The organism is Bradyrhizobium sp. UFLA01-814, assembly GCF_046718885.1.
Classification (GTDB): domain Bacteria; phylum Pseudomonadota; class Alphaproteobacteria; order Rhizobiales; family Xanthobacteraceae; genus Bradyrhizobium; species Bradyrhizobium elkanii.
The window spans coordinates 1-24,304 of record NZ_JAQOSR010000144.1 but is presented as its reverse complement, the minus strand read 5'-3'; the positions used below and the strand labels follow the sequence as shown (position 1 = coordinate 24,304).

Below are 24,304 nucleotides of genomic sequence, written 5' to 3'. Positions count from 1 at the left end.
AGCGATCCGATCTCACCAAACAGCTCTTGTGCCACGGGGGCCGTCCACATATGGGTCCTGGCTTTCGCCAGGACGACCATGTGGAAGCAGTGAGCTCATCACGACCGCAGTCACCAACATCATCGGCGCTTGGCTGGACGCGGCGTGTCGAACTCCCGGCCACGGATTCGCACCAGATCGTCGGCGGAATTCGCCAGCAGCACGACCGTAGCTTGGCGCGCGCCGTCTGCATCTCCGGCAGCGATCGCGTCCAGCACTGCGCGGTGCTCGCGCAGCGCCCGCGGACGGTGCGAGCCCGGCGCTGCGATCGTAAAACTCTGGCGCAAGGTGATCTCGAACATCTGCGCGATCGGCCAGAAGAACTCGTTGCGGGTGGCGAAATAGATCGCCTGGTGGAACGCAATGTCGGCGGCGACGTACTCCTCATTGGTCTTTGCCGCGTCCATGCCGTCGCATCCGGCGCGGATGCGGGCGACGTCGACCTCCTCGGCATGGTTCGCCGCGAGCGCCGCCGCGGCCGGCTCGACCGCGGCGCGCAGCTGGAACAGCTTGGCCAGATAACGGTCGATCTCCGCGCTCTCGAGGTGCCAGCGCAGCACGTCGGGATCGAGCTGATTCCACTGCTCTGGCGGCCGGACCCGCGTGCCGCTCTTGGGTCGGGATTCGATTAGGCCCTTGCCGGTCAAGGTGCGGATCGCCTCGCGCACCACGGTGCGGCTGACGTCCATCATCTCGCAGATCCGGATTTCCGGCGGCAGCGTCTCGCCGACGCCGATCTCGCCGCGCACGATGCTGCTGCCGACGCGGTCGGTGACCTGGCTGTGCACGCTCCGACGCAACGCGTTGGATGTCTGGAACATCGAGGGCCTCGCTGCGGTTGCAGCCTGCGCCGCCGCCGAGCCGCGCTCTTGCACAACCGTGTCCGTTTTGTCATACATTATGACAAATCGGCTGCCAAGCTCGCGCCGTCAGGCGGGCGGCCAACACAAAAAAGATCCGTTCCCGGGAGGAGCATCATCATGACGTCGAACCGCATGAGCCGCCGCATTGTACTGCAATCGTCGGTCGCCGCGACCGCGTGGATTGCCGCCGCGCCCGCCATCATCGGCCGCGCCGAGGCCGCGACCATGAAGATGCGCTGCTCGTCGTCGCTCCCCAACGATCCCAAATACGCCAATGGCCGCGTCTACTACGACAATTTGGTCAAGAGCCTGAAGGCGAACGGGCTCGGCGAGCAGATCGAGGTCACCTTCTTCCCCGACAATCAGCTCGGCCAGGAGATCGACGTCATCAACTCGGTGAAGCTCGGGGTGATCGACCTGATGGTGTCGGGCTCGTCGATCTCGGCGAATCTCGTGCCGCTGGTCGGCACCTTCGACCTCGGTTACCTCTTCACCAGCTTCCAGCAGCAGACCAAGGCATTCGACGCCGGCGCGGCGAAGCCGATCGAGGCTGCGCTGCTCAAGGGCGCCGGCATTCACATCATCGGCTGGGCCTATAATTTCGGCGCGCGCAGCGTGCTGGCCAAGAAGCCGGTGAAGACGCCGGAGGATCTCGCCGGCCTGAAAATCCGCACCTTGCCCAATCCGATCATCACCGAGTGCCTGCGGCTGATGGGGGCCGCCGCAACGCCGCTGGCGTTCGGCGAGATCTACACGGCGCTGCAGGCCGGCGTGCTCGACGGCCTCGAACACGATCCGCCGACCATCCTGGCGAGCAAGTTCTACGAGACCGCGAAGCACTATGCGCTGACCCAGCACATCTTCTCGCCGCTCGCGGTCTATTTCAGCGACACCAGCTTCAACCGCATGGCTCCCAAGCTGCGCGAAGGTTTTCTCGACGCGGCGAACAAGGCCGCGACCGACACCCGCGCGCACGGCCTCGCGGTGGAGAAGGAGGCGCTGGCGGCGCTGGTGGAGAAGGGCGTCACGGTCGTCGAATGCGACAAGGAGGCGTTCCGCAAGCGCGTGCTGCCGCAGACCGACAATTTCATCAAGGCGCGGCCCGAGGCCAAGGCCGTCGTCGACCTGATCCGCTCCACGCAGGCCTGAGGTTGGCGCATGTCAGTCGCCGCAGTCGAGGCGAGAAGCAGCGCTGATCGGATCACGGCGCCGCTGCTCGCCGTCAGTGACGCGATCGCCGCGCTGCTGCTTGCCGCCGATCTCGTGGTGGTCTGCGTCTCGGTGCTGGCCCGCTTCCTGTTCAATGCGCCGGTCGAATGGTCCGACGACGTCGCCCGCGGCCTGATGGTCGGGTCGAGCTTCTTCGGCGCGGCGAGCGCGCTCGCGCGCAGCGAGAATCTCGGCGTCGCCTTCTTCGTCAACATGCTGCCGCACGCCCTGCGGCGGGTGGTCGATGCAGTCGGTGCGCTGCTCGTCACCATCATCGCCGGCTATGTTGCGTTCAACGCCGTCAAGATGGGCTGGCTGACCACCGGCCAGACCTCCGGCTCCGGCCTGCCGCTGGAATGGACGTTCTATCCGATGGGGATCGGCGCGGCGTTCATGACGATCTTCGCGTTCGAGACGTTCTGTGGCCGACCGCTCCGCGACATGGCGGCAGCCATCGTCGCGACCGCCGTCATCGTCGGCCTGTATCTCGCCTGGGATGCGCTGGCGCCATCGTCCGTGCCGTCGTCGCAGGCGTTGATGCTGATCGGCTTCTTCCTCACCTTGTTCGGCGGACTGCCGATCGGCTTTGCGCTGGCGCTGGCGGCGCTGATCTTCATCTGGGTCGAGGGCACGCTGCCCGGCGTGATCTTCGCCCAGCAGATGGCGCGCGGCATCGACAATTTCGTGCTGCTCGCGATCCCGTTCTTCATCCTGGTCGGCTACCTGATGGAAGCCAACGGCATGTCGGTCCGGTTGATCGAGCTGCTGCAGCGCGCGGTCGGACGGATGCGCGGCGGGCTCAACGTCGTCATGGTGATGTCGATGGTGCTGTTCTCCGGCATCTCGGGCTCCAAGATGGCCGACGTTGCCGCGGTCGGCTCGGTGCTGATCCCGGCGGCGCGCCGCTCGCGGCAGAATCCGGGCGGAGCCGTCGCGCTGCTCGCGGCCTCCGCCGTGATGGCGGAGACAATTCCGCCCTGCATCAACCTGATCATCCTCGGCTTCGTCGCCAATCTGTCGATCGGCGGACTGTTCGTCGCCGGCATGCTGCCCGCCGCGCTGATGGCGCTGGCGCTGATTGCGGTGTCGATCATCTTCGGCAAGCGTCCCGCGGCGAACGTGGAAGCCGAGCCGCGCGCCGCGGTATCGGGACTCTGGACCGGTGCGATCGCCTCGTTCGGGCTGATCTTCATGATCTTCTTCGGCTTCAAGAGCGGCTTTGCCACCGCGACTGAAATCTCCGCCTTCGCCGCGGTCTATGCCATCGCCGTCGGCAGCCTGCTGTTCCGCGAGCTCGGCGCGAAGAGCCTCGCGCACTGCTTCGTGCAGTCGGCTGTTCGTTCGGGGCTGGTGCTGTTTATCGTCGCCGCGGCGCAGTCGCTGGCCTTCATCCTGACGCTGCAGCAGGTGCCGCATGCCGTCGGCGACCTCATGCTGGCGATCTCGGGCAGCCACGGGGTCTGGCTGTTCATGCTGCTGTCGATCCTGGTGCTGGTGGTGATGGGCTCGGTGCTCGAAGGCGCCGCGGCGCTGATCATTTTCGGCCCGCTGCTGCTGCCGGTTGCCGTGAAGCTCGGCATCGATCCGCTGCATTTCGGCGTGGTGCTTGTGATCGCGATGGGGCTCGGGCTCTTTGCTCCGCCACTTGGCCTTGGGCTCTACGGCGCCTGCCTGATCGGCAACGTGCCGATCGAGCAGACCATCAAGCCGATCGCGGGCTATCTCGGCCTGCTGTTGCTGTGCCTGCTGGTGATCGCCTTCGTACCGGCGATCAGCACGGCCTTGCCGCATGCGCTCGGCTATTAGGGGGATGCGATCGTGAAGGTGCTGCTCGCCCATACCCCGCAGATGCGCCGCGATTATTACGGCGCGCGCAGCCTGAACGGCCTGCGCGCAGTCGCCGACGTCAAGTTGCACGAGGGCGAGGAGGCGCTCGACGCGGCCGCACTGGTCGAGGTCGCGGCCGATGTCGACATCATCGTCGCCGACCGCATGACCCCGGGGCCGGGAGCGATCTTTCCGCAGCTGCCGAAGCTGCGCGCGTTTGTGCGCTGCGCGGTCGATATCCGCAATATCGACGTCGCTGCGGCCTCCGCCGCCGGCGTGCTGGTGACACAGGCGAGTGCCGGCTTCGTCCAGTCGGTCGCCGAGCTCGCGCTCGGCTTCATGATCGATCTGTCGCGCGGCGTCTCACGGGCAACCGCAGACTATCATGCGGGTAGGGTGCCCGAGGTCGTGATGGGCTACCAGCTTGCGGGAAGCACGATCGGCATCATCGGCTACGGCAGCATCGGGCGCTATCTTGCCGGGATCGCTAAAGTGCTCGGCATGAATGTGCTGGTCGCCGATCCCTTCGTGACGCCGGACGATCCTGCGATCCGGCATCTGCGGCTCGACGATCTGCTGGCATGCGCCGACTACGTTGTCTGTCTCGCGATCGCCAACGCGCAGACCGAGAACCTGATCGGGCAGGCCGCACTGGCGCGGATGCCGAAGCACGCATTCTTCATCAACCTTTCGCGCGGAAACCTCGTCGACGAGGCGGCGCTGTCGGCCACGCTGCGCGATGGCCGCATCGCGGGTGCCGCGATGGATGTCGGCCGCGCGTCGGACCAGATGCCGACGCCCGAGCTTGCGAAGCTGCACAATGTGATCGCAACACCGCATGTCGGCGGCCTGACGCCGCAGGCGATCGAGCATCAGTCATCGGAGACGGTACGCCAGGTTGCGAAGATCATTGCCGGCGAGATACCTGTCGGCGCTGTCAATGCCGGGCACTGGACGCGGCGGCCTCGGCCATGAAAGTTTGGCGAAGCCCAATGTCGCCCGAGGGGCTGGACAAGACCTTCGCATCCGGCCCAGACTTGGCCCGCATAACCGCGGCCCCTGAGCGCGCGGACAATCAATGAACGGACGTCCCGCAACAAACGACGGGCGCCGAGAGGGAAACAGGGAGGCATCACATGGCTATGTCACGCCGTGACGTTTTGTTGAGCAGCGCAGGCGCACTGGGCGCTGCGTCATTTTCCTTCCCAGCTCCTGCCATCGCACAGTCGGAACCGATCAAGATCGGCTGTCTCGCGGCGATCACCGGCCCGAGCTCGGCGCCGACCGTCGGCTTCAATCGCGGCGTCAACTTCGCGGTCGACGCCATCAACGGCGCCGGCGGGGTGAAGGGCCGCAAGATCGAGCTCGTGATGCGCGACACCCAGGGCGATCCGACCAAGGCGGTGAACGCCACGCAGGAGCTGATCAGCCAGGCCAAGGTGCATGCGATCTGGGGCCCGCTGAACTCGGGCGAGGCGCTGGCGACAACGCCGATCATGGCGCGCGCCAAGATGCCGGACCTGCATCCCTGCGTCGTCGAGACCCTGATCGACCCGGTCAAGTTCCCCAACGCGTTCCGCATCGCGCCGTCGAACAACCAATGGGACGATGCCGTGCGCAACTACTGTCTCAAGATCCTCAAGGTGAAGAAGGTCGCGGTGATCGGCGACACCACCGGCTATGGCGTCACTGCGGTCGGCGCCTCCGTCGCGGCATTCAAGAAGGACGGCGCCGAGGTAGCCTATCAGGCCAATATCGACGCCACGCAGCCCGACATGACGCCGGATATGCTGCGCGCCAAGAATGCCGGCGCGGAAGCGATCGTGGTGTGGAGCGTCTCGACCGGCATGGAGGCGCGCATGTTCAACACCCGCGCCGCGATGAACTGGGACGTGCCCTTTGTCGGGCATCCCTCGATGGCGTCGGGCGAGCTTGCGAGCCTGGTCGCCAAGCCGGAGAACTGGAAGAAGGTCTATGCGATCGGCTACAAGAGCTGCAGCTATGACGGCGCCGGCAAGCTGCCGCCGAAGAGCGCGGACCTGGTCGCGCGCCTGACCAAGGCCAACATCGCGCTGAACGACACGTTGTTGTGGTGGGTCGCCGGCGGCATCGATTGCATCGAACTGATCGCAAAGGCGGTCGCCGAAAGTGGCTCGACCGACAGCGCCGGCATCATCAAGTACTGGAACACGCTGTCGACCTATCCCGGCTATTTCGGCAATTACCGCTTCTCGCCGACCGAGCACAACGGCTATTTGACCGAAGAGATCGTGATGTCGGAAGCCTCTACCGCCAAGGACGGCACCTTCGCGCTGGCGCCGGGGTACACATAGAAGGGCGAGGGCGCAGCCGATGCTGGCCTCGATCCTTGCATCCGGTCTCGCGGCGGGCGCGATCTACGCGCTCGTCGGCGTCACCTACAACACGATGTTCTCGACCTCGCGGGTGATGAGCTTCACCGCCGGCCAGCTGGCGATGCTGGGCGGCGTGTTCGGCTCGATGTTCACGCTGAAGCTCGGCCTGCCCATTGCCGTCGGCTTCGTGCTGACGCTGCTCTGCTGCGCGGTGATCGGAATCATCACCGAATTCGTCGCGGTGCGGCCGGTGCTCAAGAGCCTCGACCAGCATCTCTACGTGCTCTCGACCCTCGCGGTCGCGCTGATGATCCAGCAAATCACCGCGATCAAATGGGGCACCGAGCCGCAGCCGTTCCCGCGCATCGCAGGATTCGGCGAGGGCGTCCTCGATGAGAAGTTCTGGCTGCCGGTCCTCGCCTGCGCCGTCACCATCATCGGCCTTGAATGGCTCTACCGCCGCACCCTGGTCGGCCGCGCGTTCCTCGCCATCGCGGAGGATAATTTTGCGGCACGGGCGCTCGGCCTGCCCGAGCGCAATCTGCGCGTCGCGAGCTACGCGCTTGCCGGCGTGGTCGGCGGCATCGCCGGGTTTTCCGGCGGGCAGTTGCTGCTCGCCTTCTTCGCCAACGGCGCGCTGCTCAACTTCTACGGCTTCGTGCCGGTGGCGCTGGGCGGGCTCGGCAACAACAGAGGCGCGATCATCGGCGGGCTGGCGCTCGGCCTGTTCCAGCAGGCCGCGAACTTCCTGGTCGGCGGCATCTTCTCCTCGGTCGCGGTGTTCACGCTGTTCATCGTGGTACTGCTCGCCGCGCCGCAAGGGCTGTTCGGCGCTTCGACGGCGCGGAGGGTGTGATGACCACGGTCGCCGCCGCTCCGCCCCGAACCGACAGCGGCGCATGGCGCGCCGCGCTGCCGCACGTCCTGCCGTTCCTCGGCATTCTGGTGGCGGCGGTGCTGCTGCCGTTCGTCAGCAACGATTACTGGGTGCTGATCGGCACCCGCATGGCGATCTATTGGGTGCTGGTGTCGGGCCTCAATCTGGTGGTCGGCTTTGCCGGTCACCTTGCGATCGGCTATGTCGCGCTGCTGACGCTCGGCGCCTACACGACGAGCGTGCTGGTTGCCGGCAACGTGATGCCGGCGATTCCGGTGTTCATCGCCTTGCCGATCGCCGGCCTGATCGGCGCGATCTTCGGCGTGGTCGTCGGCCTGCCGGCCCTGCGCCTGCGCACCTTCTACTTCGCGATGTCGACGCTCGGCTTTGCGACCATCGTGACGCAGATCGCGCTGGCCTGGCAGAGCGTGACCGGCGGCGGCATCGGCATTGCCGGTCCGGAATTCCCGGCGCCGTTCAACACGCCGTGGGGCTTCTACGCCCTCTGCATCGCCTTCGCCGCATTGACCACCTGGATGAGCGCCAATGTCGCGCGCAGCCGGTTCGGTCGCGCGTTGATCGCGGTCCGCGACGCCGAGGTCGCCGCCGAGGCCAGCGGCATCTCCAAGCCGAAAATGCTGATCGCGATCTTCCTGTTCGCCGGCGCGCTGGCGGCGATCGCCGGCGGATTGTTCGCGACCCTGCAGACCTACATCACGCCCGATGCCTTCACCTTCGATCTTTCGGTGCTGTTCTTCATCGCGATCCTGATCGGCGGCCGCGGCTCGATCCTTGGCCCGATGCTCGGCACCATCATCCTGACCATCCTGCCCGAGATCGCGGCGCCGCTCGCGGCATGGTCGACGTTCCTCTACGCGGTGCTGCTGCTCGTGATCGTGCTGGTGATGCCGGGCGGCATCGCGGCGTTGCTCGATTTCCGCAACCGCCGTCCGCTCGCCAGCAACCGCGCCATCATCCCGCGCCCCGCTGCACTCTCCGACATCGTGCGCCGCAGGGACGGCGGCAAGACGCTGCAACTGCGCGGCATCGCGCTGAGCTTCGGCAATGTGAAGGCGATCGACGGTCTCGATCTCGATATCGCGCCCGGCGCGATCCACGGGCTGATCGGACCGAACGGCAGCGGCAAGACCACGACGCTCAACGTGATTTCGGGCTATTATGCCGCCAAAGCCGGCACCATGACGCTAGGCGGCGAAGTTTTAGCCGCGGGCCAGCCGGTCAAGCGCGCCGCCTGCGGCATCGCGCGCACCTTCCAGACGCCGCGCGTGATCGGCGAAGCTTCGGTGCTGGAGAACGTCATGATCGGCGGCTCGATCGAGGGCCGGGCCAATTTCGTCGAGGCGATGCTCGCACTGCCGCGCAACGGCGCCGATGAGCGTCTGCTCGCCGCCAAGGCGCACGCGCTGCTTGGCGTCGTCGGCCTCGAGGCGCTCGCCGACATACGCGCTGATCGCCTGCAGCACAGCGAGCTGCGCTTCATCGAGATCGCGCGGGCGCTGATGCTCGATCCGGACTTCCTGCTGCTCGACGAGCCCGCCGCGGGTCTCTCCAACGACGAGATCGAGCGGCTCGCCAGCCTGATCAAGGCGGTCTGCGGCCGCGGCACCGGCGTGCTGCTGGTCGAGCACCATGCCGATCTGATCTTCGACATCTGCCACCAGGTCACCGTGCTCAATCTGGGCCGGACGCTGGCGGCGGGAACTCCGGCGGAGATTCGTGTCCACAAGGAGGTCGTCAGTGCCTATCTCGGCGGCTGAACCGTTGCTCGCGGTCAATGGGCTGGAGTCCGGCTACGGCAAGATCCGTGTGCTGCACGGCATCGACGTCACGATTGCCGCCGGCGAGGTCGTGGCGCTGCTCGGGCCTAACGGTGCCGGCAAGACCACGCTGCTGCGCGCGATGTCCGGACTGTTGCCGGTCACTGCCGGGCGGGTCCGGTTCGGCGACCGCGACATGACCAACGCGACGCCGCGCGATGCCGCGCGGGCCGGGCTGGTGCATGTGATCGAGGGACATCGCGTGTTCACGCAGATATCGGTGACCGACAATTTGCTGCTCGCCGGTTATGACCTGCCGCGCGCCGAGCGCGCCGTGCGGATCGAGGAGGCGTTGGCGTTCTTTCCCGAGATCGCCGAGAAGCGGCATGAACGCGGCGGCGCGCTGTCGGGAGGGCAGCAGCAGATGCTGACGGTGGCGCAGGGCCTGGTCCGCCGACCGCGGCTCCTGATGCTCGACGAGCCATCCGCGGGGCTGTCGCCGGTGCTGGTCGATCGGGTCCTCAACGTCATCGGCCGGCTGCGCGAGCAGGGCACCTCTGTGCTGCTGGTTGAGCAGCTGCTGGAAAAGGCGCTCGCCTGTGCCGATCGCGTCTACGCGCTGGTGCAGGGCGCGATCGCGCTGGAGGCGCCGACCGGGGAGAGCGACCTCGCGCACCGGCTCGAGCGCGCCTATTTCGGTCATGAGAGCCACGCGTTGGGGTAAGCTAGCGGAAGTGCGTCAGAAACTCCGTCGAACCGATCGGCTTCGCGATGGAGGGCTTCTCGGTTCTTTCCGGCTTCTCCTTCTCCTTCACGACATGCATGTCGATGAGCCTCGCGCCGGAGAGATTGCGCTCCACCATCGCTCCGGTATCCGTGTTGATCGCCGACGCGCCGCAGTCGTGGAAAACCACCGTACCGTAGTCTGGAAGCTGCAAGGGGGTTGGATTTCCCGGGGCGGCCGACCTCTCCATCACCCATTCCGCCGTTGCGCCGGGAATCTTGAAGGGCTGCCCAAGATGGGTGAGGGGTGCGGTTTGAAAGAACTGTACGGAGCGACTGGTCGTAAGGTTCGTGATCACGAACGACACACCCGTGCGATCCGGCGCTACCTGCATGAGGCACATGATCAGATCGCCGGCATGAACCTTCGGCGACACAAGCGTTACGGGAAACGCTTGGGCCGGGTCGCCCCTTACCCACCATTGCCACCACGCGAAGAACGACGTCGTCGGGCTGCCCGCGCCCGTGGCTGGGTCGATGTTCTGCGCGGTGCCAATTTGCGGCAAGGTCGATCTGTAATACCGACGTTGTCCATCGAAGCCGATCCAGGTCGAGCTGTGATACGTCTCGCTGGCCAGGCCGCCGGCCGGCCGGGTTGGTGTTGGAACCTGAAACTTGCCCCAGATCGACGAGAAGATGGTGCCATCCCTCGGCGTGATGTAGGCGCCGGACCAGTTGAGGCTGCTTTCCCGCCGCGGCGATTGGGCGAAAGATCCGCGGAGGCCCGCAGTGACCGGGGAAAGCACCTGGAAATCGAAGGCCTCGAAGGCCACCGTCGGACTAAACATCTTTTGCCAGAATGCATACTCGGCCGGCTGAAGCGCCGGGTCCGGTCGTCTTGGAAAACCGAGCGCTTTCAACTCGTCCTGCGACGCCACCAAAGTGCGAAAGCCGGTGGGGGGAAGAACGCTGGTCGTCGAATCCTTGATGACCTTCGTCGCGCCTTCGACGTCGTATGTGGGGCTCTGCCCATCCTGGTTGCTCATTGCCATTCGCCTGCGGCAGCCGTGATTGCGGCGTCAAACATCAGCACGGTGGTTGGCGTCAGAATGACGGTGTCCAGCAGATCGGCGATTCTGGCGCCGGCTTCTGAATCCTTCGGATAGTGCACACCGGCGATCTCGCGGTTTCGGGCAATCGAATCCGCCAGAATCGACAGGTCGGACTTCCATACGCCCTGGTCGGCCCCAGACATTGTCGTTGCGGCGAACACCCGAAGCATGCAGTTCTTCATAAAATGCGCCTGGGTCGAATGTCCGCTGGGCCAGGACGAGTGACCGGGGACCTGGATCGGCGGCAGCAAAGCGGGACAAATCTGCGACGGCCGGGGCAAATCGTACTTGTCCTTGAAATACAATGCAGCAAAGGACCCAATCAAACTCGCGATATTCAATAGGCGCCAGGTTTGCGGATGCGAACCAGGCCTGGCGGTCAGCACGGCGAGAAAATCCGAGAAGAATTCAACGTCCTGCGAGAGGATCGCGCCCATGGCATCCGGCCGTTCATCCCGCGCGGCGAGCACGAGGTTGTCGATTTGGGCGGCATAATTGGCGATCAGGTCGCCCCGAATTTGCGTGAAGGTGGCGTCAGCATCGATGGTGGCCGCCCAGGTGGGGACATTGGCGATGAACTGATGCAGGACACGCCACGCATACCAGTTTGCAGACCATTGTCGGCTGCCGAAATACGTCGGCGGCGTCCGTCGCAGGCTGCCAAGCTCGGCTGTGCCCGAGGGGTCGAGCCTCGTGACGAACGGCAAATCAACGCGGTCTGAAATAAACCAGCCACCCCCTCCGATGTTGCCGGTGTTTCCGGTGTTGCCGGTGTTTCCGGTATTGCCCGTGTTACCTGTGTTGCCTGTCATCGACGTCTCTCCCTCTCTCGGCAGTTGCCGTCAGCAATACCAGTCAATCAGGAAGCCCCGCCGATCGCAGGTGGCCGAGCCAGGTTTCCAATGCACCGCCACGAAACGGGCAGTGTGGCGCGTAGGACGAAATGCGAAATCCGGGTTGAATTTCCAGGTAGCGGCGGGCCGCCTCCGCTGCTTCTTCACGGCGGCCCAAGGCACCAAGCGTGACGATGAGCAGACGATGATTGAAGCGAATAAGTCCGTTGCGGTTCAGTGCGCCACGCACCCACTCCAGCGCCTGCTCATAGTCGCCATCCACGTAGTGAGCCTGGCCGAACAGCCCTTCGTGCCAGAACGAGCGCGCGTCGAGCGGCGAGAGCCGGACGCCCTGCTCACCCTGGCGGACGGCGGCTGGGCCATCGCCAAGAAAGCCGGATGTAGCACTCGCCATGGTCCAGGCCATGGCCGAACTTGGGCCGGCGGCAATCGCGCGGTCGAGCGCTTTCCTTGCGCTTTGAAAGTCATGCAGCAAGAACGACTGGACGTGACCATACACCGCCAGTGCGAATGCATCGTCGCCGCCCCGATCGATCGCCTCCTTGGCGTATCTGGCGCCGGCGATGACATCACCCTCGGGATCCAGCGATCCGATTTCCCCTATCCGGAACACATACCACAGCGCGACGTAGGAATAGGCCAACGAAAAATTTGGATCGTGTGAAATGGCTTGCTCGAGCAGGCCGCGTGCCTTGGAAAAGGAATCGTAGTCCATCCGGTACAACAGATCGAGCGCCTGCAATACGAGATCGTAGGCGGTGAGGTTCTGCGGATGTTTCCGCATCGATCGCATAAGCTCACGCTCGCGAACCTGCGGCGCGATCTGTCTTACAACGTTGATGGCAATCCGATCCTGAAGCGCAAAGAGTTCGCGAAGGTCGCCTTCATGCAAGTCCGAGCGAATGACTTCGCCCGACTCGGCGTCGCTAAGTTCGGTCACGATACGGACCGAGGTCATCGTTCTCTGAATCCCCCCGTAGAGGACATAACGAACCCCGAGCCGGCGCCCGATTTCGCGCACGTCGACGTTGCGGCCGCTGAAGCCGAGGCTGGATCCGCGTGATACGACGAAAAGCTCCTTGAGCCCGGCAAGGCCGCGAATGATGTCGTCAACGACACCATCAGCGAAATACCCCTCTTCCGGGGTGGTCAGGTTCATTCGGAACGGCAGAACCGCAATCGAGGGGCGAGGTTCCGAGCCTGCCGGGGCTTCGCCAACAAGCTTCGCGGGCTGCATGGATCGGTGGAGCGCATATACGCGGACAGGCCGGCCCATGTTGCGAAGATGCAGATCGCCAAGATCAATCACGCTGACGTCCAGGTCCCGGCCGATCTGCTCCGCAACGGCTCCCGAAATCACGACGCCGCCCGCTTGCGCATAGTTCTGAAGACGTGCCGCGATGTTGACGCCCTCGCCATAGACGTCATTTTCCTCAACGATGATATCCGCGGCATTCAGCCCTATGCGAAAGCTGATGCGCTCGTCAGCGGGCATCCCGGCTGTATTCACGGCAACAGCCTCTTGCAGTGAGAGAGCACACCGCGTTGCGTCGCGCGCGGTATCGAATGTTGCAAGGAATCCGTCGCCGGTATTCTTGACGATCCTTCCGTTTTGCGCCGTGACGCCCGGGTCGAGGATTTCCGAGCGCAATTGCATCAGCCGGGTATGGGTGTTTTCCTCGTGCGCCTCCATCAAGCGCGTATACCCGACCACATCTGCCGCAAGGATTGCCGCAAGACGTCGTCGAACTTCCGGCGTCGATGGGGTCATCATATTATTGATACTTCTGCAAATTTTACTGATACGCGATTAAAATCCGGCACAAAGGAAAAGACCTCAACGCGAAAAGAATATCTTCATCAAGGTCATAAAGGAAGACTTCATCCGGCAGGGATGTGCCAACCGAGTGGACTGGTACAGTATGATGTTTGCAACCTTTGAGGAGGCGGTCGCGGACGCGCAAGCGCGATGCCTCCAACGGGTGGGCCGGGTGCGGACCAAGCGGCATTCGCGCCTTGAGCATGCGATGCAAATGCGTCCCTCGACTTCATGGCTGGATCATCTCGCGGCGAAAACTCGTCACCATTGATCTGCGTCAATGCAGGAAATGGTGTTTTCCCGCTTGCCGCCGATCATGGGCGAGTTTGGCCGGGAGCGCGGCGGTACTGTCGGAGTGATCGCCATCGTTGTATCCGGTGCTGCCAGTCGTCCGACCGAGCCTGGTCGGAATTCCCGCAGATAGCAGAAAGTCACTGGCATGGCCGAGGTGGTTGACATCGCGCGCAAGTCTGCCGCGTCAGGCCTGACTGTCTATGAATTGCTTCACACAATTTGCACCGTTCATTGAGCGAGTTGACGCGGGCTGGTGCCACTTTGTCGGTCCATGGGACTTGACCGTCAGCGGGCGCGGGCTGAAACAGGTATTCGTCCTCTGACCCTGGCAACGAAGACCCACATGCGACTTCCCTTTTTCTACGGCTGGATCATCGTCGCGGTGACCTTCGTCACCATGGCGATCGGCGTCAACGCGCGTACGGCGTTCTCGCTGTTCTATCCGCCGATCATCTCTGAATTCGGCTGGGAGCGCGGCATCACGGCGGGCGCCTTCTCGTTCGGCTTTGTCGCCTCGGCGATCGCAAGTCCGCTGATCGGCCGGTTGATGGACCGCGGCGGTCCGCGCGCGGTGATGGAGCTTGGCGTGCTCTTGATGGGCTCGGGCCTGCTGCTGGCGCCGCTGACGAGGCAGCCCTGGCACCTCTATCTCACGATCGGTGTGCTGGTCGGCGCTGGCAGCGTCTGCCTCGGCTATTCCGGACAATCGCTGTTCGTGCCGAACTGGTTCCTCCGCCGTCGCGGACTTGCGATCGGGCTCGCCTTCGCCGGCGTCGGCATCGGTTCGGTGACGCTGCTGCCGTGGGTGCAGCACATGATCGAGCACACCGGCTGGCGCACCGCCTGCACCGCAATGGGGATCGTGGTGCTGGTCGTGCTCGCGCCGATCAATCTCTTGCTGCACAAGCGGCCGGAGGACATCGGCCTGCAGCCGGACGGCGATGCCGCGCCGACGGCGACGTCAGCCAGGCCGGCATCGAACATCGTCGATCCGGTGTGGGCCGGCACCGACTGGACGCTGTCGCGTGCGCTGCGCACCGCGCGGTTCTGGTGGATCGCGATCGGTTATTTCTGCGGCCTGTACATCTGGTACGCGGTGCAGGTGCATCAGACCAAATTCCTGCTCGATATCGGCTTCAGCTCCAGCGTCAGCGTCTGGGCGCTTGGCGTCGTCAGCCTGCTCGGCATTCCCGGCCAGATCTGGCTCGGGCATCTCTCCGATCGCATCGGCCGGGAATGGGTGTGGGCGATCTCCTGCTTCGGCTTCGTGATTTGCTTCGCCGCGCTCGCCGCCTTGAAATACTGGCCCAACATGGCGCTGATCTATCTCATGGTCTTCACCCAGGGCGCGCTTGGTTATGGCCTGACATCCGTGATGGGACCGGTCGTGCTGGAGATCTTCCAGGGCAAGCATTACGGCAGCATCTTCGGCACCGTGATGCTGGCCGCGCTCGCCGGCGGCGCTGCGGGCCCCTGGATCACCGGCCAGCTCTATGATCTCTCGGGCAGCTATACCAGCGCCTTCCTGCTCGGCATCGCCGTCAGCCTGCTGTCGGCATTTGCGATCTGGCAGGCTTCGCCTCGCAAGGTCCGCGCGGTCGCCGGACAGATGCACAAGGTCGCAAGCGCGGCCTGACGCGTCAGGCCGACGAAACCCCGATCGCGCGCTGCAGGTCGGTGATCGCGCGCAGGCAGCTGTCGGCGGGGGTGGTTTCCGGATCGATCAGGCGGTGCAGTCGGAAACCATCTTCCAGCGCCAGCACGATCGCTCCGGTCCAATCCGGATCGAGTCTACCGTTCCTGCCGCTGTTCTTCTGCGCAGTCGTGACAATGTCGGCGATCAGCTTGCGCCGCGCGCGCAGACGCTTGGCGAGCTCGGGCCGGCGCTTCTCGGCGCGCGCCACGAACAGGATCATCTCCATGTGCAGGAGAGGGGAGCGGCCGAGCGGATCCTGCCGGCTGCGGTCCATGGTGCGCAGCGCCTCGAGGAAGTCGGCCAGGTTGTTGTGCCGGGCGAGCAAATCGAGATTGCGCCGGATCGATTGCTCGACGTGATCCTCGAGCATCGCGAAGATCAGCTCGTCCTTGCTCTTGAAGTTCGAATAGAAAGCGCCGCGGGTGAAGCCCGCCGCGGCCGCGATCGCCTCGATGCTGGCGCCGCCGATCCCCTGTTCCTCGAACACCCGCGCCGCCGCCTCGAACAGCTTCTCGCAGGTGTCGTCCCGTGTCGGTCTGGTTCGAACCCTTGACATCGGCGCATTTTAGGGCACAATGCAACTCGATACAAGAGTGTATCGAGTTGCATTCGACAGAACCAGAACAGCCGCATCCGTGATGATGCGGTCTTGAGGATGACACCAGGGCGCGCCAGGTTGCATGCACCGGCGTAGCGAGCGAAGGAGGTCACCATGAACGAGCAAGTTCAGCCGGCGAGCGGCGAGCCGCTTTTCAATCCACTGGCGCCTGAATTCATTCGCAATCCCTATCCGTATTACGAGCGGCTGCGCCGCCTCGATCCGATGCATGTCAATGTGCACGGCGCCTTCGTCGCCAGCCGGCACGCCGAGGCGAGCCTCGTGCTGCGCGACAAGCGGTTCGGCAAGGATTTTGCCGAGCGCTCGATCCGCCGCTACGGTCCGAAGATCATGGAGGAGCCGGTCTTCCGCAGCATGAGCCACTGGATGCTGCAGCAGGATCCGCCCGACCACACCCGCCTGCGCGGCCTTGTCGTCAAGGCCTTCACCGCGCGCCGGGTCGAGGACATGCGGCCGCGCATCCAGCACGTCGTCGACGAGACGCTCGATCGCATCATTCCGCAAGGCAAGATGGACCTGATCGAGGATTTCGCATTCCGCCTGCCGGTCACGATCATCTGCGACATGCTCGGTATCCCCGAGGAACACCGCGAGGCCTTCTACAACGGTTCGCGCGATGGCGGCCGTATCCTCGAACCGGTGCCGCTGACGCCCGAGGAAATCAAGCAGGGCAACACCGCAAATGCGATGGCGGCGATGTATTTCCATCAGCTGTTCGAGCTGCGCCGCAAGCAGCCCGGCGACGACCTCACCACCCAACTGGTGCAGGCCGAAGAGGACGGCCAGAAGCTCACCAATGAGGAACTGACCGGCAACATCATCCTGCTGTTCGGCGCCGGCCACGAGACGACCGTGAACCTGATCGGCAACGGCCTGCTGGCGCTGTTCCGTAACCCGGACCAACTCGCGCTGCTGAAGGCCAATCCCGGCCTGATCACCAATGCGATCGAGGAGTTCCTGCGTTACGATTCCTCGGTGCAGCTGACCGGCCGTGTCGCGCTGGAGGACATCGACGACCTCGGTGGCAAGCGCATCCCGAAGGGCGAGAGCGTGCTGTGCCTGTTGGGCTCGGCCAATCACGACGAGGCTGTTTACCCCGATCACCCCGAAAGGCTCGACATCCGGCGGCCGAACGTCAAGCCGCTGTCGTTCGGCGGCGGCATCCATTTCTGCCTCGGCGCCCAGCTGGCGCGGATCGAGGCCGAGATCGCGATCTCGACGTTGCTGCGCCGGATTCCCGACCTGCGGCTCGATGACGCGGAAAATCCGGAGTGGCGGCCGACCTTCGTGCTGCGCGGGCTGAAACGCCTGCCGGCGAGCTGGTGACGTTCCTGCGGGGCGGCGATCCTCGGCGAGGCCGGCACACGCACGCTTGAACGGGAAATCCACTATCTGTCCGAAGTCCCAGCAGTATACCGGCTGTGACTTCGCCGTACTTGTCTCTATATTTGGGGTGCTCCGGCCAAAGGTTGGCAAAGGGTTCAGCATGAGGAGGCTGCCGCGGAGCTGGGCTCAAAGGGAGACACCGTGCAGACGACGCTGCTCGGCCTGGCAATTGCCTTCATTCTTGCACTGGTCGCGGCGCTGGTCGGTCCGTATTTCGTTGACTGGAACCAGTTCCGGCCGCAGTTCGAGGTGGAGGCGTCCAAGATCATCGGCGTGCCGGTCCGGGTCGCCGGCAATCTCGACGCGCGTCTGCTGCCGGCACCCTCGCTGCGGTTGAAGACTGTCACCGTCGGCGGCGCCAACGACCTTGGCAAGGTCCGGGCCGCCAATCTCGACGTCGAGTTCAGCCTGAGCTCGCTGATGCGCGGCGAGTGGCGCGCGAACGAGCTCACCATCAACGGCGCGTCGCTCGATCTCGGGCTCGACCCGAAAGGGCGGATCGACTGGTCGCCGTCGAGCGGGAGCTTCAACCTCGCTTCACTGGCGATCGACCGGCTCAACCTGACCGGCCGCATCGCGCTGCATGATGCCGCGAGCCGCAGCACGCTCGAGCTGAACGACATTGCCTTCAGCGGCGACGTCCGCTCGCTTGCCGGCGCGATCCGCGGCGACGGCAATTTCATGTTCGACGGCAACCGCTACCCGTTTCGGGTCTCCTCGGGGCAAAGCGCCGATGGTAGCGGCACCCGCCTGCACTTCAGCATCGATCCCGGGCAGCGGCCGGTGTCGGCCGATCTCGACGGCATCCTCACCTTCGAGGCCCGCGCGCCGCGGTTCGAGGGCACACTGACGCTGGCGGGTGCGCCCGGCCAGCGCGGCGGCGATGCGCCGCCGTGGCGGATCGCCGCCAAGGTGAAATCGGATTATTCGGCGGCGCGGCTCGACCAGGTCGACGTGAGCTATGGCGCCGAGGATCGTGCGCTGAAGCTCGCCGGCAATGGCGATCTGCGTTTCGGTGCGTCGCCGCTGCTGCGCGCCTCGCTTACGGCGCGGCAGCTCGACGGCGACAAGTTCGCCGCCAAGGATGGCGCCAAGGACAGCAACAACGGCAACGTCGAGCCGGCCCGCGTGCTGCCGGCGATACGCGCGGTGTTGTCGGGTCTTCCGCAAAGCCCGATACCGGCGCAGGTCGAGCTGGCATCCGAGCAGATCATGCTCGGCGGCCGTCCGTTGCAGGACATCTCGGCGGAGCTGCAATCGGATGCGAAATCCTGGACGGTGCGCCGGCTGGAGTTTCGCGCGCCGGGATCCACGCGGGTCTCGATGAGCGGTGCCAGCGCGCAAGCCGGAGCGGCGAACAGCTTCAAGACCGCGCTCAACATCGAATCGTCCGATCCCGATGTGCTGATGACCTGGCTGCAGGGGCGCGGCGACGCCACCTATCGCAGCCAACGGCCGCTGCGGTTGCGCGGCGACGTCATGGTATCGCCATCAGGCTTTTCGATCGACGCGATGAAGGCAGAGATCGAAAGCGGCACGCTCGAGGGCCGCGTCGCGGTTACGCACCGCGAGGCAACCAGCGGCTCGAAGGTCGAGGCGCAGTTGAAGGCGGATCGGCTCGATCTCGACGCGACCGCGGCATTGATCCGCTCGCTGGCCGGTCCGCAAGGCGAATGGCCCGACGAGGCGCAGCTGTCGCTCGACGTCGGGCGCGCGGTCTCTTCCGGGCAGGAATTGCGGCCGCTGCTGGCGAAGATCGCCTATAGCCCGAAGAATATCGTGCTCGAACGCGTCAAGATCGGCCAGCCCGACAATGTCACGCTGGACGGCAGCGGCAATTTCGACCGTGCCAATTCGACCGGCAAGCTTGCCGTCGACGCGACCGCCGCGTCGCTTGGCCGGCTGACCGCTGTGGTTCAGCCGTTCGCGCCGGCGCTGGCCGCGCGGCTTGGCGTGCTCCGCGCGGATGTCGGCCCGGTTCGCGCCAGGTTCGCGCTCGACCTCGGCAAGGGCAAGGCCGCCGATCGCGTCAGCGCGCGCGCGACGCTCGATCTCGACACGCCGCAGCTCAAGGGCAATACAGTGATCTCGGCGACGCCGCAGGTGGCCGCGATCCGTGCGCTGGATTTCGATGCACTCCGCAGCAACGAGGTTACAGCGGAGACGAAATTCTCGGCCGGCGATGGCAATGCTTTGCTGGCGCTGCTTGGGCTTGACCATGCGGTCGCAGCCGGTGCGGGCGCGACGCAATTCGAAGGTACATTGAGCGGTGCCTGGCGCGCGCCGTTGCGGCTGAAGGCAAGGCTCTGGGGCGCAGGGCTTGACGCGGATGCCGAAGGGACCGCGGGTCCTTGGACCAAGGATGGGGGCAGCGCGAGCAAATCGAGCATCAGCCTCCGCGTCCGCAGCGCCGACATCAGTCCGCTGCTCAATCTGAAACCAGCCGATCCGGCTGCAAACATCCGCCTGTCGTCGAAACTGACGCTCGCGGGCGACAGGCTGAACTTCGACGATCTCGACAGCATCATCGCCGGTTCACGGCTGCGCGGCCATCTGGCGCTGACGCTCGCCGATCAGAAGAGCGTCGACGGCGAAGTCGGTCTCGATCAGATCACGCTGGCGCCGATTTTCGCGGCCGCGATCGGCGCGGCCGGTCACGAAGCGACGGAGCCGCTCGGCCAGGGGCTCACGAGCGCCTGGCGCGGCAAGGTCACGTTCGAAGCGCTGCACGGTCTGCTGCCGGGTGGCGCCGAGCTGCAGCCGGTCAGCGGCACCATCAGGTCGGACGGGCAATCGCTGACCTTCGACGGCATCAAGGGCAAGATCGGCGGCGGCGAGGCGACTGCCACCGTCGATGCGCGACAAGGCGCCAACGGACTTGCGCTCAGCGCCAATGTGCAGCTGTCCGGCATCGACAGTTCGGCCTTGCGCTACCGCAGTCTCGCGATGCCCAAGGGACGTACCTCGATGCAGATGACACTGTTGACGCAGGGCCGCAGCGCCTCGGCGTTGACCGGCGCGCTGTCCGGCAGCGGCACCGTGACGCTGGAGGGGCTGAGCCTTCCGGGTCTCGATCCGCGCGCCTTCGAGGTTGCGATCCGCGCCAGCGATTCCGGGCAGGCGACCGACGACACGCGGCTGCGGCAGATCGTCGAACCGGTGCTCGCGGGTGGCGCGCTGTCGATTGCTTCGGCGCAAATCCCCTTCAACATCCGCGACGGCCGCCTCCGGGTCGGCGCCACCACGCTCGCGGCGAACGGCGCCAATGCGATCGTATCCGGCGGCTACGACATTCCGGCCGACCAGGCCGACATCCGCGCCGCCCTGGCATCGACGCAGGTCGGCACGGCCAACAGCCGACCGGAAATCCAGCTGCTTGCCGTGGGTACGCCCGACGGATTGTCGCGCAGCATCGACATCGCGGCGCTGTCGTCGTGGCTTGCGGTGCGTGCGATCGACCGGGAGACCAAGCGGCTCGACGCCATCGAGCGTGGCGAACCGGCGCCGCCGCCGACCCCGACGGCCCTTCCGCATCCGGCCGAGCCGGCGCCGGATGCGTCCAACCCAAATTCGACAGGATTGCCTTCTGCCAACTTGCCGGGGCCCGGCCCCGATCCGCGCCGCGTGCCGGCGAAGCCGAAGATCGTTGCGCCGCGTCCGCCGACTGTCCCACCGGTCGTCACCGCGCCCGCCATTGCGCCGCCCGCGTCGGTTGCGAGCCAGCCGCAGCTGGCGCCGCTGCCACCGCCGATCGAGGTCAAACCGGTGCCCGGCGCAGCCAAATCAAGGCCGCTGCGACCGCCACTGTCGTTGACGCCGCAGGTCGCCAATCCGCCGCCGCGGCCGGCGATGCAGAACTAAACTCGCTTTCAAGCGAAGTGGGCACCGGTTCGCTCGAGAAAGCGCGTCAAGCGAAGCGCCGGCTCATGATCGGTGCTGGAGAATATTGATTAGCTTGCCGAAGGGATCGCGGACGAAGAAGCGCCGCACACCCCACGGTTCGTCCGCCGGTCCGTATTCGATCGCGATGCGGGCTTGCCTTCATCCGGCGCAGGGCCTCGTCGAGATCGTCAACCTCGATGGAGAGATCAGGCACCGGCGTGCCGAAGCCGCCTTCGGAAGCGAAGCTGATTTGAGCTTGCATTGTTTCGGATGAGCCGTAAGTCGCAACCCAACCGAAATCCATCAGTGGCTCGAGGCCAAGCACGTCCCGGTAGAACGACTTCGCTGCCGCTGTATCTGGTGCGGCAACGTTCGCGACGATCCGATTGACCTTCATGCTGAAGCCCGCGCGTCGGAACGACCGTCTGCCCATGGCGACGGTCGGAGAGGCCGTCAGGCCTGCTGACGCGTGTCGACCTGTTGCGGCCTGACATCCGTGGGCACCGCCGGCGTGGCGCGCGAGCGGAAGTAGTCGAGCACAAAGAGCCGGATCGCGGAGGACAGATTGCCCTGCTGACGGTTGTTGTCGATCTCGCCGACCAACTCCGACAGCGTCATGTTCCGCAGACCGGAAATCTCCTTCATGCCATTCCAGAAGGCTTCTTCGAGGCTGACGCTGGTCTTATGTCCGGCGACGACGATCGAGCGCTTGACGACGGGAGACTTCATGATGCGTCTCCGTTTTCGATGCGGTGCTGATCGAGCACACGCGCGTTGCGCTCGCCGAGAAATTCGTCACGCGCTCGTTCGGATTTGGTGCGACCGAATAGCGCACGATTGGCTTCGGCCTGCTTCGCTGCTTGTTCGCGCTCACCGCGCTTCTTGAATCGTTTCAAGTTGACCACGTCGCCCATGCTCGTCGTCCTCATCGTCCCCAGAGCGGAATTGGTGATGCATCGTTACGAAAGCAAGAGCGACTGCACTACGCGCCCGGCTCGATATCCATCCCGAATCCCCGTTTGATGCTCTGATAGCATCAAAGAATCCGTTTCGCTCTGCGAAAACTAGACGTCTGTACCACGCGCCAGCGCAGAGCTCATAGGTAACGCGCCTTAGTCTTTAGGCGTTATGATCCATAATTATATCACGCGCGCTGACCGTAATTATCCGGACAATGCGCGCTTCGCTTTAGCCCGGGTGTGTCATTTTGTCCGGCTGCACGAGGCGATCGAATTCATCCGCGGAAACAAATCCGAGCCGCAAAGCCTCTTCCTTCAGCGTCGTTCCGCGCGCATGCGCCGACTTGGCGACCTTGGCTGCGTTGTCGTAACCGATCTTCGGCGCGAGCGCGGTGACCAGCATCAGCGAGCGCTGCATCAGTTCGTTGATGCGCTTTTCGTCGGCGCGTATTCCGACAACGCAATGCTCAGTAAATGAGCGGACAACGTCAGACAGCAACTGAATGGAATTTATCATACAATATGCCAACACGGGCTTGTACACGTTCAGCTCGAAATGGCCCTGGCTGCCGGCGACGGTGATCGTGGTCTGATTGCCGAACACCTGGCAGCAGACCATGGTCATGGCCTCGCACTGGGTCGGATTGACCTTGCCCGGCATGATCGACGAGCCCGGCTCGTTCTCGGGCAGGATCAACTCGCCGAGGCCCGAGCGCGGGCCCGAGCCGAGCAAGCGGATGTCGTTGGCGATCTTGAACAAGCCGGTCGCCACCGAGTTGATCGCGCCGTGCACCAGCACGTAGGCGTCGTTGGAAGCCAGCGCCTCGAACTTGTTGGCCGCGCTGGTGAACGGCAGCTTGGTGATCTTGGCGACCTGGCGCGCGAAGGTTTTCGCAAATCTCGGCTTCGAGTTGAGGCCGGTGCCGACGGCGGTGCCGCCCTGCGCGAGCGGAAACAGATCCTTCACCGCGACACGCAGCCGCGCGATGCCGCTCTCGACCTGCGCGGCGTAGCCGGAGAATTCCTGGCCGAGCGTCAGCGGCGTCGCATCCTGGGTGTGGGTGCGCCCGATCTTGACGATCTTGGCAAACGCCTTCTCCTTGTTGCGCAGCGCGCGATGCAGTTCGGTGAGTGCCGGAAGCAGATCGGCGACGATGCGGCTCGCCGCGGCGATATGCATCGCGGTCGGAAACGAGTCGTTCGACGACTGACTCATGTTGACGTGATCGTTCGGATGAATCGGCTTCTTGGCGCCAAGCTCGCCGCCGAGCATCTGGTTGGCGCGGTTGGCGATCACCTCGTTCACGTTCATGTTGCTCTGCGTGCCCGAGCCGGTCTGCCAGACCACCAGCGGGAAATTGTCGTCGAGCTTGCCTTCGATCACTTCCTTCGCTGCGCGGATGATGGCGCCGGCGCGGCGCGCATCGAGTTGGCCGAGCTCGCGATTGGTCTCCGCAGCCGCAAGCTTCACGATGCCGAGTGCATGGACGATCGCGATCGGCATCCGGTCGTGGCCGATCTTGAAATTCTGCCGCGAGCGTTCGGTCTGCGCGCCCCAATAGCGGTCGGCGGGAACGTCGATCGGACCGAAGCTGTCGGTCTCGCTGCGGGTCTTTGCCTTGGAGGGGATCGTCGATCGAGCCATCATGCTTCCCGTGGATGCTTGCCGTTGCGTCGTCAAAACGTGCCCACCGCGGCAACGCGACAGCGTCCGCGTGAAGGGCACGTTCATGCAGAAGGTAGGCCGGGATGACGATTTGTCATCCCGATCCCGGCAAGCATCCTACAAGGTCGAGGCGTGATCAGCGCTTAGATTATTTCTTGCGGAAGCGGTCCAGCCGCACGACCTCGGCGCCTTCGCTGGGCTTCGCGGGCTCCTGCTCGGTCTCGGCGCTCTCGGTCTCTGCCGCGGCCTGGGCCGCAGGGGCGGGCAGGGGAGAGGCCGGCGCGGTGGCGGGAGGGGCTTCTTCGGACCTGTCTCTTATACACATCTGACGCTGCCGACGACCATGG

The 24,304-nt window shown here is 64.8% G+C and carries 18 protein-coding genes and 2 pseudogenes; 10 read left to right on the top strand and 10 right to left on the bottom strand.

Going from position 1 to position 24,304, the window contains the following annotated elements; translation table 11 throughout:
• Positions 1-119: 119 nt before the first annotated feature.
• Positions 120-860: a FadR/GntR family transcriptional regulator gene (locus tag PMN64_RS32705; RefSeq protein WP_411783676.1), complete on the bottom strand. Its 741-nt coding sequence runs from the start codon at positions 858-860 to the stop codon at positions 120-122.
• A 159-nt stretch (positions 861-1,019) separates the two neighbouring features.
• Between PMN64_RS32705 and PMN64_RS32700 the strand changes: the two genes are divergently transcribed.
• The 7 genes from PMN64_RS32700 (at position 1,020) to PMN64_RS32670 (ending at position 9,671) form a co-directional block, all read left to right on the top strand.
• A complete protein-coding gene (locus tag PMN64_RS32700) occupies positions 1,020-2,051 on the top strand; it encodes a TRAP transporter substrate-binding protein (RefSeq protein ID WP_411783675.1) in 1,032 nt (343 codons plus the stop codon).
• Positions 2,052-2,060: 9 nt separating this feature from the next.
• Positions 2,061-3,917 carry a TRAP transporter large permease subunit gene (locus PMN64_RS32695; RefSeq protein ID WP_411783674.1) on the top strand — a complete coding sequence of 619 codons (1,857 nt, stop codon included), beginning with the start codon at positions 2,061-2,063 and terminating at the stop codon, positions 3,915-3,917.
• Positions 3,918-3,929: 12 nt separating this feature from the next.
• Positions 3,930-4,913: an NAD(P)-dependent oxidoreductase gene (locus PMN64_RS32690; protein ID WP_411783673.1), complete on the top strand. Its 984-nt coding sequence runs from the start codon at positions 3,930-3,932 to the stop codon at positions 4,911-4,913.
• A 161-nt stretch (positions 4,914-5,074) separates the two neighbouring features.
• Positions 5,075-6,271 carry an ABC transporter substrate-binding protein gene (locus PMN64_RS32685; RefSeq protein WP_411783672.1) on the top strand — a complete coding sequence of 399 codons (1,197 nt, stop codon included), beginning with the start codon at positions 5,075-5,077 and terminating at the stop codon, positions 6,269-6,271.
• 19 nt (positions 6,272-6,290) lie between these two features.
• Complete coding sequence (locus PMN64_RS32680) at positions 6,291-7,148, top strand: branched-chain amino acid ABC transporter permease (RefSeq protein ID WP_018273004.1); 858 nt, start codon at positions 6,291-6,293, stop codon at positions 7,146-7,148.
• The gene (locus PMN64_RS32675; RefSeq protein WP_411783671.1) at positions 7,148-8,947 is read left to right on the top strand and encodes an ABC transporter permease subunit; all 1,800 of its coding nucleotides are present in this window, start codon (positions 7,148-7,150) and stop codon (positions 8,945-8,947) included. The genes PMN64_RS32680 and PMN64_RS32675 overlap by 1 nt, the downstream gene beginning before the upstream one ends.
• On the top strand, positions 8,928-9,671 hold the full coding sequence (locus PMN64_RS32670) for an ABC transporter ATP-binding protein (RefSeq protein ID WP_051447974.1): 744 nt from the start codon (positions 8,928-8,930) through the stop codon (positions 9,669-9,671). Before PMN64_RS32675 ends, PMN64_RS32670 begins: the two co-directional genes overlap by 20 nt.
• 1 nt (position 9,672) lies before the next feature.
• Here the strand turns inward: PMN64_RS32670 and PMN64_RS32665 are convergent, their stop codons facing one another.
• The 3 genes from PMN64_RS32665 to PMN64_RS32655 are packed head-to-tail and all read right to left on the bottom strand — an operon-like array spanning position 9,673 to position 13,410.
• The gene (locus PMN64_RS32665) at positions 9,673-10,716 is read right to left on the bottom strand and encodes an A4/G1 family peptidase (protein ID WP_411783670.1); all 1,044 of its coding nucleotides are present in this window, start codon (positions 10,714-10,716) and stop codon (positions 9,673-9,675) included.
• A complete protein-coding gene (locus PMN64_RS32660) occupies positions 10,713-11,594 on the bottom strand; it encodes a hypothetical protein (RefSeq protein WP_411783669.1) in 882 nt (293 codons plus the stop codon). Before PMN64_RS32660 ends, PMN64_RS32665 begins: the two co-directional genes overlap by 4 nt.
• Before the next feature lie 43 nt (positions 11,595-11,637).
• Positions 11,638-13,410 carry an adenylate/guanylate cyclase domain-containing protein gene (locus tag PMN64_RS32655; protein WP_411783668.1) on the bottom strand — a complete coding sequence of 591 codons (1,773 nt, stop codon included), beginning with the start codon at positions 13,408-13,410 and terminating at the stop codon, positions 11,638-11,640.
• Between the two features lie 682 nt (positions 13,411-14,092).
• Between PMN64_RS32655 and PMN64_RS32650 the strand changes: the two genes are divergently transcribed.
• Entirely contained in the window at positions 14,093-15,385 is a 1,293-nt protein-coding gene (locus tag PMN64_RS32650; RefSeq protein ID WP_411783667.1) for an MFS transporter, read from the top strand.
• Between the two features lie 4 nt (positions 15,386-15,389).
• Here the strand turns inward: PMN64_RS32650 and PMN64_RS32645 are convergent, their stop codons facing one another.
• Complete coding sequence (locus tag PMN64_RS32645; protein WP_092088624.1) at positions 15,390-16,001, bottom strand: TetR/AcrR family transcriptional regulator; 612 nt, start codon at positions 15,999-16,001, stop codon at positions 15,390-15,392.
• 156 nt (positions 16,002-16,157) lie between these two features.
• Between PMN64_RS32645 and PMN64_RS32640 the strand changes: the two genes are divergently transcribed.
• Both PMN64_RS32640 and PMN64_RS32635 read left to right on the top strand, forming a co-directional pair.
• A complete protein-coding gene (locus PMN64_RS32640; protein WP_069277964.1) occupies positions 16,158-17,390 on the top strand; it encodes a cytochrome P450 in 1,233 nt (410 codons plus the stop codon).
• 201 nt (positions 17,391-17,591) lie between these two features.
• The gene (locus PMN64_RS32635) at positions 17,592-21,311 is read left to right on the top strand and encodes an AsmA-like C-terminal region-containing protein (RefSeq protein WP_411783666.1); all 3,720 of its coding nucleotides are present in this window, start codon (positions 17,592-17,594) and stop codon (positions 21,309-21,311) included.
• 63 nt (positions 21,312-21,374) lie between these two features.
• Here PMN64_RS32635 and PMN64_RS32630 read toward each other — a convergent pair.
• From PMN64_RS32630 to PMN64_RS32610, 5 genes and pseudogenes are all read right to left on the bottom strand, one after another.
• A pseudogene (locus tag PMN64_RS32630) lies at positions 21,375-21,729 on the bottom strand (VOC family protein).
• A gap of 56 nt (positions 21,730-21,785) precedes the next feature.
• The gene (locus PMN64_RS32625) at positions 21,786-22,061 is read right to left on the bottom strand and encodes a ribbon-helix-helix domain-containing protein (RefSeq protein WP_024580116.1); all 276 of its coding nucleotides are present in this window, start codon (positions 22,059-22,061) and stop codon (positions 21,786-21,788) included.
• On the bottom strand, positions 22,058-22,246 hold the full coding sequence (locus PMN64_RS32620; protein ID WP_016841076.1) for a DUF4169 family protein: 189 nt from the start codon (positions 22,244-22,246) through the stop codon (positions 22,058-22,060). The genes PMN64_RS32625 and PMN64_RS32620 overlap by 4 nt, the downstream gene beginning before the upstream one ends.
• Positions 22,247-22,520: 274 nt before the next feature.
• Positions 22,521-23,939: a class II fumarate hydratase gene (fumC, locus tag PMN64_RS32615; protein ID WP_411783665.1), complete on the bottom strand. Its 1,419-nt coding sequence runs from the start codon at positions 23,937-23,939 to the stop codon at positions 22,521-22,523.
• Positions 23,940-24,105: 166 nt separating this feature from the next.
• Positions 24,106-24,304: pseudogene (locus PMN64_RS32610) on the bottom strand (hypothetical protein); the annotation flags it as partial.